The following is a 14,437-nucleotide window of genomic DNA, read 5'->3' on the forward strand; positions in this document are numbered from 1 at the left end:
TTAATTTAGTTTAAGTTCAAACTTTAATTTTTCGTTTTTATCCCAAATTCCCCAGGCTGTTCCGACGGTTCCTTCTTGATTGGCTTTCCATGATTCATCAAAGGATGAAAAATAAAACAATTCAACATTATTATTTTTAGCCCATTCGTGAGATGCCACAAAATATTTTACAGCATTCATTTCTGAAGGAACTGCTTGGTCAACGGTTTCCCCTCTACTTGGCCAACCGGTTTCTGAAATGATAATTTTCTTTCCATTGGCTACAGATTGTGTAACTTCCATCATGTTTTGCAAATAAGAAGCTGCATAATCATTGTTTGCACCTTCCCAAAACGGATAAAAATTAACCAAAAGCACATCACAATTGGACACGAGATTAGGTCGGTCTAAAAACTGGTAATAAGCATCTACATAACTCACAGAAATATTTGGCAATGCTTGCTTTACCCTTTTTATATAAGAAATTAGTTCTTGTTCAGAGATTTCATTACGGTGTAACACTTCGTTACCAACTGCTGCCATATCCACTAAACCGGCTTTTGCCAATTTGATTAAGGATTGTATTTCTCTTTCATTTCTGTCTTTATCATCACTAATCCAAGCTCCTACTATGGTTTTTAAACCTTTTTGGCGAGCGATTTCGGGAATTAACTCATTACCTTCCGTACAGGAAAATGAACGAATCCATTGGGTATGAGGAGCAATAATATCTAATCTTCTTTTGATTTGGTCGAACGATAAAACATCTCCAATTTGCTGCCCATCGGTATACGGACTAAAGCAAACGCCATGCAAACCATTATTTAAAATTTCTTGATATTGTTCTTTTATCTCAGTCTCACTTACCGTGCTAAAATCAGTTCCTTTAATGGTATTTAAACTATTATTTTTTAGTAATGACGACAACTTACCGGAAAGATATGCGGAAGATTGAATTTTTGGTTTTTCTTTTCTTTTTTCCAAAAGAGCTCTCACTTCTCTGGCTTTGGCTTCATCTACATCATAATCTTTCATTATCCAAATAGCGGATAATGTTCCTAAAATCGGAATTCCGACAAAGAAAATTCGCAACCAAAACATGGTGTCGTCGGTTTGTGTAGCTGCATTAGATTGAAAAGCGACCAAAGAAAGAATCAAACCACTTAATAATCCTGCAACTGCAGTTCCGAATTTTACCATCCACCAATAAATTGCGCCTAAACTTCCTTCTCTTCTTTTACCGGTATTGAGTTCATCAATATCAATTACATCTGAAGTCATCGACATCATTAAGGTAAATAAACTACCAATTCCGAATGAGAAAAACGGCAATGCAAAAAGAAACAGATACGGTTTTCCCGGAACAAACAATAAATAAAGTAAAATGTAACCCACTACAGAAATCCCTTGAGAGATCAAAAACGCTTTCTTTTTCCCCATTATTCTCGATATTCTTGCCACGACAGGAATAACCGCAATTGTAGTGATAATAGCACCTACACTACCAAATAAAGTAGGCCATAATCCGAAACCATCTTCATTTCCTTTAAATAAATAATATTTGATGATGAAGTAAGAAAATCCGGCTGTAGTCTGAAAAGCATTAAATATTAAAAAAGTGGCAATACAAATTTTTCTGAAGGGTTTTATTTCTATCGAAGCTTTCAAACCTTCTTTGATTTCTCCAAAACTTCCCAAGATTCCTTTAAAATCAATCGGGCTGTAATTTTCGTTAAGTGTTGATTTACTTGGAATAAAAAATGCTGGAATTGCCGCTAAAATCGCACATCCAATTGCAACATACACCGCCAAAGTTCTTACCGCAATTTCACTTGATGGAAATAAGGTTTGATCTGCCATTATCACCCAAAACCAAGGTGCAACTACCCAAGCTAACTGACCGATAAGTTGTGAAGTCGCCATAATATTGGTTCGCTCGTGGAAATCATCACTCATTTCGTACCCCATCGCTACGTAAGGAATACTAAAAATGGTCAATCCGGAATAAAAAATCAATGAAATAACTAAAAAGTACCAAAAATTGTAAGTAACGCCGTTTTCGGCATACAATTGCCACATTAATGCAAATGAAATTCCTAATATAATCGCTCCTGCTAAAACATATTGTCTTCTTCTACCCCATTTCGATTTTGTATTATCGCTAACATATCCCATTATAAGATCAAATAAAGCGTCATAAAACTTTGGAATAAAATAAGTTAAACCGAGTAACAAACCACTAAATCCCAATTTTTCTACTAATACAACTGTGAAAATGCCAATCATTGCAGGAAACATTTGGTTGGCAAGCATACCTAATCCAAAGGCAATTTTTTGACCCATGGGAACTTTTCCTGACGAAGTTGAAGTAGTGTTTGACATAACAATTATAGTTTTAAATTATATGGTTAGTTTTGCTTGATTATGATAGTTTGTAATGCTTTTGCATCAATTGAGATTAAAGCATTTTTATTACTTATATTAATTTCAATTGATTGCTTGGTTTCTGTTGGATTAAAAACGGCAACAGCAATAGAGCCATCAGGATTTTTAACGGCTGTGGCTACAACCTCATTGCTGTCAATTGTACATCCAATTTTTACGGCTCCTGGACGCATGAACTTACTGAAATGAGCCATCACATAATATAAAGGAGTGAAATAAACTTCATCGTTTTTATCATCAACGATCACCGGTGCAACACACCAATTTTTAAACCAATTGGGGCCGCCTTGACGGTCTAAAACCATATTCCAATCGACCCAACCATCGACCCAATTATTGAGGCAACCAATGATATCATTAGCATAGCGGTTAACCGGAGCGTATTTCGGATGCAAATATTTTTCTTTTTCACTGGCCCAATCCCAACCCCAATCTGTAGCTTCTTTTTTCCAATACCAAGCATCATCGTTCCAATGTGGTACTTCAGAGTCAACGCAGCCTTCGGTTTCGATTAGGTATTTGTTGGGCGCTTTGTTGTGGGCGTATTGCAGTTCTTTGGCGAAATACTCATAGGTACTTTCATACCAATGTATAGCCGTTCCGGCGAAGTACTTTGAGGTTGCTTCATTTTTAAACATGGCATCAACCCATTCCGGCAAACCGGCTCTATTTTGATCGTAGCCAAAAATTTTAACGTCAGCCCAACCGTCTTTTTCTAATTTTGGTCCAAGATGATTTTGGACAAACAAAGTCATTTCTTCCGGAGAAAAAAGGGTGCTTTCCCAGTTGTTTCCATTGCCGTGTGGCTCGTTGATAACGGTAACCCCCCAAATATCAATTCCTTCTTTTTTGTAAGCATATAAATATTTAGAAAAATACAAAGCAAAGGCATCATTGAATTCGGGCAATAATTTTCCACCTACATATTTTTTATTGTCTTTCATCCATGGTGGAGAAGTCCAAGGCGAAGCGATAATCTTAAAACCTTCTTTAGAAATGGCTTTAGCATCGAGAATCATCGGAATGAGATCTTCTTTGTCGTCTTCAATAGTAAAATGCTCTAATTTTAAATCGTTTTCGACTTTAGCGTAGGTATAATTGCTCAAAGAAAAATCACAAGAAGCAATGTGTGTTCTTGTTAAAGAATAATTGGCACCCTCTTCACTAAAATAGGCATCGAGTATTTTTTTTCGATTGGCTTGACTTAATTTGTTTAACAAATAGGCCGAAGCTTCAGTAAATGAGCCGCCAAAACCGGTGATGGTTTGGAATTTTTCTTCCGGATTTAATTTGATAATTAGCGGTTTGTCATTTTGAGTAAATTCAGTGATTTTTTTTAACGAGTGACCTTGTGCGGAAGTTTCATAGACTTCTACCTTTAGTTTATCAGTTACTTTACAGCTTTGCAATGAAAAGGCCATACTACACGCTAGTATCAAAAATTTAACATTGGTTATTTTACACTGAATCTTTTGCACGCTTAATTTTTTAAAATCGATGTTGGTGTTTTTACCTCCAACCATAATGTTTTTTCGTCACCATTGAAGGTCTTTTTGATGGGTTTTCCATTTCGGGTTAAACCATTGAAAGTTCCTTTATCAACCTCTTTCCAAAGGGCATACTTGGCTTGCGATTGCAAATTGATTAATCCAAAATGATTTTCTGAACCCATCGGATTTGCACTATCTTTCCAATTCTCATCAAAAGCTTCAAAATAGAAACACGAGATTTTATTATTATTAGACCATTCTCGCATTAAATTATAAAACTGAGCCGACTTGTACTCATCAGTTGCTTTAGAACCATCATTGCCATAATGCTCATTGGACATTGAAGCCCAGCCCGTTTCACCAATATGAACCGGTTTATTTACGCCAATTGATTTCATATAATTGACCACACTATCGTATTGTTGAACTGCATAATCTCTCGCTCTAAGCATGGCTGCATCTATTTTTCCTTTTTCAGACAAACACATTTCACTTTCCTTTACGCCCCAAAAAACAGGATTGTAATGAGTGTCATGCATTGGATAAGTGTGCATCGAAATGTAATCAACCGCTTTAATCAACTGGTTTAAATCTTCAACATGATACTCTTTTCCTCCTCCGCCCCAAGAGGCAAAATTGTCTGAAGAGGTTATCCAAACGTCTTTGGGTAATTTAGATTCCTTTTTCAAGTTTTGTAAATGATTCACCCATTTTAAAATGATATCAGGTGTCACATAATAACTCGTAGCCCATTTTACCATAGCTTCATTTCCTACTGCAATAATTTTCACAATATCAGGATATTGATTGGTCAAACGGACAGCTTCCTTAATTTCGACAGCATTGCGCTGGCTTTCTTCGTGGTGAATTGGAGGCAAATTTGTCCAAGCATTTTTACAATCAATCCAAGCGCCTAACATGACATACATTTCGAAACCTTCAATCTCCTTTTTTAGCTCAGTTATGGCTTTTAACACATTAGAAACCTCTTCATAATGAACGTTGTAGGTTCTGATAATTTTAATATTTAAAGCCGAAAGCAACTTTAAATCCTCTTTTATTTCGGCTATTGTGGGTTGCGTTTCCCTTGTTTGGGTTCGGTATCCGCCATAACAAATAGCTTGGTACTTAACATTTCCTAATATTTTTTCTGCGGTCATTTCGTTTGAAACTAAATTGCTAGTGTTTTTTTGATTACATGATATAAACAAGAGTAGTATGATGTAAATTAACTTGTTCATTATCTCAAATTATTTTCATCCAAATACACCACAACTTGTGAAATCTCACCAGTTCTGTGGAATATTTTTGTGCTTTGCTCTTTGCTTAATTCTAGCGAATCCAGTCTTTCTGTTGAACCATTTGCGTTATACAATTCTATATGATTTGCAGCAGCTATTTTGTAAATAACCGGCACTTGACAAACCGTGAAGGCCATACTGTCTTTTGGAATAGTTAAATTCTTCTTCGTACCGTCGACTAAAATAAAAGTAGCCTCAATTTCTTGTGTTAAAAACTCATTTCTAAGTAGAAAATTAGGTTCGAAATGCAATAGACCGTCTTTCAGTTTTACGCCTAATTCTCCTATTCGGGTCAGAATATCTTCTTTCACTTGTCCGGTCATTCCCGGTTGTTGTGCTCCTTTGCTAAATGGTGTATGCGAATAAGGATCGGTTGGAAAAGCGCCATAAACTTGAGGCGACTTGTGCACACCGATTCCGGCTCCAACGGCATCAAAATGGGTAATTAATGATTTAATTATGGTTTGATTTTCATTAGACTCCACAGCTGTTTCAATAACTTCTAATACAGCAACATGCAATTTAGAAACCATATGCCAATAGATAGAACCTAAACCTTCATACCCGTAAAAAGTACCTGAACGTCCTGTGAATGCTTTGTGATTGAAGACATCTTCAAAAATTTGCAGGACTAATTCGGTTTCACTATCCACTAATGATTTATAATCTTGACGATTTCCTAATTGGATAAGCGCTTCTTTTACATCATTAGCATTGTGAAAATTGCCGTTGAAATGGTAATTCCCTTTGATGTCTTGATTGATGATTTGGAAGTTGTTATCATCCAAAAGTTTTTTCAGTAAAACTGACTTTTGAACCTTATCTTTATGAACGGTGTTTTTTTCTAAAAACTTAGGAAGCTCTTTGTTAGGATATAAAATATAACTGTTTTGATCAGGTCTGTACAAAGCACTATTTTTCAAAGCGTCCAAGACTTCTAATGATTCTTTACCATTAAGAAATCCTGAACTTAAAACGGCAACTTGTCCTTCGAGCATTTCGGGTAAATAGGAAATTGATACACCTTCATTTGCTACTGACATCAAATTATAAGCATGATACAATTTGTCTTCTCTTTGATTGGCTTTAATAGAATGTTCTATAAAATCGATGCTTACTTGGGTAAACTTCTTCAAACCATCCATAGAATGGGTTCGTTTTTTACCCCAAAAACCGCTATTGTACACTTGGTAACGATAATCTGAAGCCGCTTGTCCTAAAGCATCTAATATTTGTTTTCTGCTTTTGTCGTCAATAGACTTAGACAGTAAAGGTTGAAAGGCAATCAAGCTTTCTCGAATAGCATGATAAAACTCAACCATTTCGTTTGAAATTTTGATCGTTTCCTGATTAGAGTTTTCGAGTAATTGTTGGAAAAATTTCAAAAATCTTCTCAAGTAATACAAAGTTACCATAGAAACACCATTGCCAACTAAAGCATTATTGGCATCATTCCATTCAGGTCGTTGGGTATTCATCCAAATACCGGCTTCGGGAATGAAATTGGACATTTTTGCCAAAACCGTAGCCAAAATCTTTTCGATTAAATTGACATGATAGATTTCGTCATTATTATCTCTTAACAAAGCGCCATCGGCTCCATTTTGGTTTCTTCTGGTATTTATTTTGGCATCCCATTCATGGTTGAATAAAATGGTATCTTTGGGATTTTGCAAAATCTCTTGATACGACTTAATCGTATAAGGAACGGCTGCATATACAAAACATTCTTTGTCAAAATAGCTATTTAATTTACCGGGTTGGTATTTCTCGATAAACTCTAAAAATTTTAACAGGTATATAATTTGATGATCGCCCCAATATCCAATGTAAGACCATGGATTGTCAGGTTCGATGGTTTCCCAATCAAAACCATCTTTGGTTACCCGATAAGGATTGTATCCATCAAATGTGGAAGCATTCAGAAATTTGTGAATCATTCCATCAATAAAATCAGGATAAGCATACGCTAAAGCTTCCCAATTCTGAAAAATATCGCGCCAGTTTCCTTGGTAGTCAAGAATTTTTGAACCATCAATTTCACTTGTTGTATTGATAGAAAATTTATTCCATGGGCGACTTGGATCACCGTGACGTCTGCTGAATTTAAGCGGTAGATACTCGGTACACAAGCGCAATAAATCGGCATCCTCATTTGATGCGACTTGTTGTTGCAGATAAGAATAACCAAAGGTTTCCGGTAAACTACTTAAAAAAGAAGCTTGATTTTTTGAAACGGTTTTATTGGCTTTGGCGATATAGTTTACAAAATCGCTTTTGTCAATTTGGTAATTATTATCAAAAATACCACCACGCATAATGTTAAACAACACATTAGAAAAATGACGGGTATCTTTGCGATTGTCGGCTGTAAATTGTAATCCGTCGGCAGTAGCGTTAAGTGCAATTAAGTTTTGCGTTCCTAATTGGACATCTTCAACCACTTTGCGATCAAGATTTTCATCATTACAAATGGCCTCCGCCAGCGCAATTACTTGCGATTGATTTTGGTTAACGTTGGCTACAATCTTCCATTCTTTGGACGAATTGGATTGTAAAACGACATCTGAAGAAATAAAATAAGCGCCTTTTTCACCTTTCACATCGGTTTCTTGCTTAATATTTTGTCCTTTTCTGAAGGCAGCAAGTTGTAAAGATGAAAGTAAATAGGTTGGCTTTTCGAAACCCAATGACCAAGCGATGTTGGCTTTTAAGGCTTCACTTGGTTCGGCTTTATCAACTATTATAGCACTTAGTGCAAAAATTCCTAATCCGCTTTCAGTATGAAGTTCATTTCGCTTGTAGGCATCTACTAAATTACTAGTTGTTGCTTGTAAATCACTGTTAACTCCTTGTGGCAAAACATTTTGAATACCATCTAAAAGTGTAATAGTATAATCCGTATTTGAATTGTTGATTAATTTTGAGGTTTTAACAAAGCCAAACAAGTTGCTACTACTCCATTGGTATCTGAAAGTCAGTTGTAAATCAAGGTGAATTTCTTCAAAAATGATTTTGTTTCCGTAACTGTTCTTGTAGAGATTTCGGCTAAGATTATACTTGTCATTAAATCGTTCAGAAAACGGTTCCCAGATATAGGTTTGATCTTTAGTATGAATTTGGAAAATAGATTTACTTCCGGTAATATCTGCAAATTCTGTTATTTTGTCATCAGTGTAATAAGGAAATAAGGCGTATTCAGCATTCTTTCTTCCGGCAGAAATACCACCATTACTAGAAATAAACAACCAATGATTGGAATCACTCACGACACTCATGAAGAATGGTCGCATGGCATCATTATTGGCTATTTTATAAAATTTTTCCCCATCTAACAAAACGATATCCATAGATACCTTTTTATTATCAATCTCATTATCACCTAATGTGGTTTGTTTGTTAATCATAATAATCAAAAAGAGTTCTTTGTTTTTTTGTCCAATCGCATCAATAAAAACAACTAGACCTTTATATAAAAAGTCTAGTTGCTTTTATAAGATTTATTCATATACTCTTATGTAATCAACTAACATTGTTTGAGGAAATACGGTTTGGCTATTTGGAGTACCCGGTAAATTTCCACCTACTGCCATATTAAGAATAATGTAAAAAGGCTCATTAAAAACCCATTCTCCGGGCACATCTTCAGGAGTGATTTGATTGTATAAAACGTCGTCCACATAATAATTGATGTAGTTTTCGCCCCATTCAATACCAAAAACATGAAAGTCATTATCAAACCTGTTATTAAGTAATGAATAGCTTTTAGAGATGGATTCGGCACCTGAATAACCCGGTCCGTGCACTGTACCGAAAACTGTTGTTGGGTTGTTGCCTAAATATTCCATGATATCAATTTCACCACATTGTGGCCATATAACCGTATCAGAATTTGCTCCCAGCAACCAAAATGCAGGCCAAATTCCTTTACCCCATGGTAATTTGATACGGGCTTCAAATCTTCCGTATTTTTTTTCAAATTTTCCTTTGGTCAAAATTCTGGCCGAGGTATAACCGGCGCCCATGTATAGCTCTTGAATGGCTGTAATTTTCAGCATTCCGTTTTCAACCACAATATTTTCAGGTCTATCCGTGTAATACTGTAGTTCATTATTACCCCATCCATTATTTCCGGTGCCAATGTTGTAGCTCCACAAATCAGGATTTGGTGCACCATTTGAGTCAAATTCGTCTTGCATAACTAATTGATTCATGGTTGTTACAGTTTGCTTTTCATCCGTTGAACATCCTATAATCAGTAGGGCTATACCCGTTAAAAGACAACTTCTTTTTATTAATTTAATCATCATATGAAATTTAATTGTTTTTAAATAAAATCTAATTAGTTATAGAAATAGATGTTGTCTGCATATAAAACCGAACCATCGCCACCTTCTAATATAATTTGCGCTAAATGTGATCTACTTTGTAAAAGAGGCATGGCGGAAAAAGGAATTTCTATAGGAATCCAAGCTTGTGATACTAAAGTTGGAGCTGTAAAAGTGGTTGAATGTCTGGTATCATTACCTCCTCCAAAGGCACCATCGGCACCAAAATCGACAACAATAACTCTTAATTGTCTGCCCGGAGCAATCGGTCCTGGAATGAATACATCTAAATGTATACCAGTCATACTGTTGGCATTTATGGTAGGATTACTGAATTCAATTCCAACAAAATTGAAGATGGTATAATTCAAAATATTATCCCCTAACACAGAGAAATCATTTGAAACGGTTGTTTGCCAAGGTTGCCAGTAACCATTATAATAGTTTACAGGAACATTAGTGTAAGCATCAGAAAAAATGGATATCACATTTGCCTGATTTCTTGTCGGTGTAGGTGCGTGAACAAAAGTTCCAACACAATTTATTGTTAAACTACCTGTAGCGGGAACACCATTCATAGTTGCGGTTATTACAGTAGTTCCTGCACTCAAAGAAGTAACTACTCCTGCTTCATCTACAGTTGCTACTGCAGGATTTGAAGAAGAAAATTCTAAATAAGAAGGGCTAATTGATACCGCTTGGTCTACCCCGGTTGGTAAGTTAAAAGTGGCAATAACTCCATCAACATTAGAAGTAACCCCAACAAAAGTAGTAACCGCTTGATTATTACCGTTCATTATTGACGCTTGTCCGTGGGCAATAGTGCCTAATTTTTCGAATCTTAACTCATCAATCCAAATAGTATATCCCGCACCGTTAGTTCCGTTTGATCCGGCTGCGTATCTAAACATACCACGCTCTTGTAAAAGTCTTGAAGCATCAGGAATTGGGATAATATATTTTGTCCAAGCAGTACCTACACTTACATTTCTCATAGTAGTGATGAATTGATTTGGGAAAAAATCTTCGCCAAAACCAAATTCAGCAACAGTTACCCCTTGAGACGCTTTTGCCCAAAACGTTAATGCATCATATCCTGATAAATCACGACCGGCACCATCAATCCTGAAAATACCACCGGCATAACTTCCTTGCGGATCATTAGCATTTGGCACATCAAAACGAATAGAAGCATTACCTTTGTAGGCTTCTTCAGTATCAACGGAGAAAGCTGTGAATTTAGAATCTCCATAAGGGAAATAGAAATTACTTCCCAAACCAATAAAATTATCTGTAAAAATTTCTCCGTTTTTTGAGAAACCGGACAATGTTGCATCATCAGATAATTCACGATCACAATTAACCGTAGTAATCATAACGATTAACAATAGCAGTGACTTTTTTAAATAATTAATCTTTCTATTTTTCATTTTTAATTTTTTTTAAAATTATTTTCCAATATTTATGTGAATGTATGTTCTTATTTCCCACTCTGAACCATTTGGAAATCCTACAGGACTTGTTGGCGGTACCGCAGGGTAAGTATTGGCCGGTACATAGGTTGGTAAATATCGTGGCGAATATTGATTTAGCGAACGCCAAATACCCATAATACCGATTCTGGTATCAGGTAATATAAACCAACTAGGTTTTCCGACAGAAGTTGAAATATCCAATGAAGTTTGTAATGGATAAGTCAAGTTGAAATCTCGGTGATAATCAAATGGTCCCCAATCATTGAACTTGATTGAACTTGTTACTTTAACCTTTCTGTAAATTAATCTCAAATCACCTCCTGCTCTGTTAATAGTTCTGTCTGAATCACCGTTTGCTTGTCCGTTTCCGAAATAGACATTGGCTATAAACCCTAAATCAGTACTTAATTTTGAAACTATTCTGGTATTTGATTCCCATAAATCTTGAGCCGGTGCAGATCTTTCAAAAGCAAAAGCTGTACGATTAGCTAAAAATCCGATAGCGGCATCTTGATTGGTTGGTAAGTGTCTAAATACGAAACCTGTACTTACTGCAAATTTTGCATCTTCTAACATATCATTATTCCATTCATACATCCATGTTGCCGGAGTTGGATCCCAAGTGATTAACAATTCTCCTCCAACGGTTTCTCTGTTTGCTCTAACGATAAATGGATCTTCCAAAATATTACGCAATCTTCCCGGTGCATCGATACCATTTGGCATAGCATCAACCAAAGGTTTTTGCCATAAAAAGTTTGGTGCGATTTGTAAATTGGAATTAACATTATAAGTAAAACCGGCTAAAAAGTTCATTTGATTTCCACTTCCACTATCTTTTAATCTCCAACCGGTGAACGTTTGAACATTATCTGCTCCTCCATTGGCAACTAATCCCATTATAGCACCTTGGGTATATACATTGAATTTACCTTTTGAAAAAGTCAATTTTGCCTTTCCTCCCCAATTATCGTTCGAGTTTATTTTATCATCATAAACGGTATAATTGTCCGGAGTGGTTTCGACAGCGTATTGGAAAACTCTACCTTTAAGTGGCTGACCTCCCCAAATTCCACCAAATTCAATACCTAATGCACCAAATTTTGTCTTGAAAGCTAGTGTAGCTCTGCGGGTTTTAGGCTGAGGAACGAAAATAGAGGTTTGGATATTATTAGCATTGGCAATATCCTCATGATAAACAGCGGTAGCATCAAACTTGCCTATTTTTTTGGTGTACTTCAAAAGCACTGCAGGGTTAGCTGCCCACCATAGTTGCGGACCAAAAGCTGCTTTGAAACCACTTAAACTTCTTTTACCATCTAGTTCAAAACCTAAGGTTTCACCGTTATAAATGTCTAAATTAGGTCCGTAATTTGCTTCTGAATACAAGGCAAAGAAGTCACCTTCATAACCCCAATGGTAATGCCCTGTTCTATAAAACCCTCTCAAATCAAAATCTTTTTGATTCCAACTGTAAGAGGCATTGTAAACTTGCACTCTATTGGCATCCGAAATTAATGCCGGTCCTTCGGGAGTATCAACAATTTGTGTACGCCCTCTGTTTTCATAAAATATTTCATTTATTGGGTTTTCAGCAACACGTCCTAAAACATTGACGTTTACGTTTGCTTTCATGTTAGGTGCCGGATTACCTTCAACACCAATAAAATAGGACTGCATGTGATCAAAACCTAATCTATTAGGGTAATTAACTGCATCAGGGTCAGCATTCTCAGGTGTAGTAATTAGACTTCCTCCTGTATTAAAAGTAGTGAATTCTGCTCTTAAATTACTAATTTTCAGCACTTCACTATCATTACCTCCTAAAGCAGCTTTATCTCCTCTAGCTCTCAAAACAGCATCCATAATCTGAGATTTATCAAAATGACTGTCAATTGAGGATAATGTTGTTCCGGCAGCAAAAGGATTCAATTGATGAATTTCTTTTAGAACATAATAGGCAGCACGTGGGTAAAGTTGGTAATGGCCTTTTTCATCTGTTGGCCCTTTGGCACAAATACCGAACCATTCTTCATTCATATTATTTTGACCTTCAGTAAAATCTTTTTGATATCCACCGTTAGACCATGATGCATTGGAATCATGTAAGTCTAGATTTTTAGTTTGACCAAATTTCCACCATCCGTCACTGAACTGAAAAGTAAAACCACCCAGTGAATTTCCGGCTTTTCCTTGCCCTGAAGCATTGGCATATATTTCTTTCCAGTTACCTTTAAGATAAAAAGATTGAGCTTTTTGATCTTCTTCATTACTTAGAACATTGAAGGCATCGGCACCGAACTCTGTAAACAATACCGGCTTTCCGTATTCTTTTTTTACACGATCAAATAAATCCCCAAAAGAGACACCTCTGTAAACATTGGTACCAAAGATGTCAATATCTTTACATTCTTGTGCTACGATATCAAGAAATAATAAATCTCCATTACAAATCGCGATAGGATGTGAAGCATCAATAGATTTCATAGCAACACCAGCCTCATTGAATAATTTGTACATCGATTGGGCTCTTATGGTAGACTTTCTGTCTTTGATTGGAATATCTTCAGTTTCTGCACCATCCCAAAAAAGACCATAATTGTTCTCGTTACCTAACAAAAACAACAACAAACCTCTCGTGTCTTTATAATCAGAAGCCATTTGTTTGACTTCTTTCATTAACAAATCGCGTGTTTTGGGATTTGAATATTCAGTATTTGGTGTCCAAACACCATCTAATGTTAAACCATAACGTCCAAATGAATGATTTAACATGGTGAAAATTCCATAATTATCATAAACATATTCAATCCACTTTTTGGGCATACCCGAATACACTCTTATGGTATTTACCCCCATATTTTTGAGCAGACCCATTTCTTCATCCAATGCTTCTTTAACAAAATCATCCGATTGATTCCAAAGGCTGTATGAATAATTAGTTCCTATTGGAAAATAGTCCCAGTTCATTCCATTTACAATAAAATCTTTACCATCAACTACAAATTTAATCCCATCACTATTGTTAACGATGACCACTTTATTGGCCTGCGAAAAAACTGAGGGAGAAAAAATCATAATGGTTAATAATAAAATTAAGTTTTTCATTTTTGATAATTGTTTTGGTTATAATTGAAAATTTGATTTTTTAAATTAGTGAGTGATATTGTAAAGCTATTTAAATTACATATTATATAATTTTACTTGATTTTTATTATTACATCAATAAAAAAATTGACAAAATTTGACATTTAGTAAAATTACTGATTTTATAATTCTAATTAAAAATATAAGATTATAGAAACTATACATCGTGCATTTTGTGAGTAAAAAAATGATTTTCTACGCAAACACTAGTAATTTATATAGCAGTAACAAAAAAACATTTAATAATTAAACGCATTTTGTATAGTTGATGT

Annotated in this window: 7 protein-coding genes; all 7 read right to left on the reverse strand. The window is 35.5% G+C overall.

Translation table 11 applies throughout. The annotated features are described in order from the left end of the window. The 7 genes from P7V56_RS09330 to P7V56_RS09360 all read right to left on the reverse strand — a co-directional run bounded on the left by P7V56_RS09330 (nt 1) and on the right by P7V56_RS09360 (nt 14,126). The gene (locus P7V56_RS09330; RefSeq protein WP_171223023.1) at nt 1-2,361 is read right to left on the reverse strand and encodes an MFS transporter; all 2,361 of its coding nucleotides are present in this window, start codon (nt 2,359-2,361) and stop codon (nt 1-3) included. Nucleotides 2,362-2,387: 26 nt separating this feature from the next. Next, entirely contained in the window at nt 2,388-3,845 is a 1,458-nt protein-coding gene (locus P7V56_RS09335) for a glycoside hydrolase family 30 protein (protein WP_171223022.1), read from the reverse strand. A 59-nt stretch (nt 3,846-3,904) separates the two neighbouring features. Next, a complete protein-coding gene (locus P7V56_RS09340; RefSeq protein WP_171223021.1) occupies nt 3,905-5,155 on the reverse strand; it encodes a glycoside hydrolase family 17 protein in 1,251 nt (416 codons plus the stop codon). Further along, nucleotides 5,155-8,622 (reverse strand): 1,3-beta-D-glucan phosphorylase, GH149 family, encoded by a 3,468-nt coding sequence (locus P7V56_RS09345; RefSeq protein ID WP_171223020.1) that lies wholly within the window; start codon nt 8,620-8,622, stop codon nt 5,155-5,157. Before P7V56_RS09345 ends, P7V56_RS09340 begins: the two co-directional genes overlap by 1 nt. Nucleotides 8,623-8,715: 93 nt before the next feature. After that, on the reverse strand, nt 8,716-9,522 hold the full coding sequence (locus tag P7V56_RS09350) for a glycoside hydrolase family 16 protein (RefSeq protein WP_171223019.1): 807 nt from the start codon (nt 9,520-9,522) through the stop codon (nt 8,716-8,718). A gap of 35 nt (nt 9,523-9,557) precedes the next feature. Beyond that, a complete protein-coding gene (locus P7V56_RS09355) occupies nt 9,558-10,973 on the reverse strand; it encodes an Ig-like domain-containing protein (protein ID WP_171223018.1) in 1,416 nt (471 codons plus the stop codon). 18 nt (nt 10,974-10,991) lie between these two features. Further along, complete coding sequence (locus P7V56_RS09360) at nt 10,992-14,126, reverse strand: glycoside hydrolase 5 family protein (RefSeq protein ID WP_171223017.1); 3,135 nt, start codon at nt 14,124-14,126, stop codon at nt 10,992-10,994. Nucleotides 14,127-14,437: the final 311 nt, after the last annotated feature.

Origin of the sequence: Flavobacterium sp. IMCC34852, from assembly GCF_030643905.1 — a bacterium.
Classification (GTDB): domain Bacteria; phylum Bacteroidota; class Bacteroidia; order Flavobacteriales; family Flavobacteriaceae; genus Flavobacterium; species Flavobacterium rivulicola.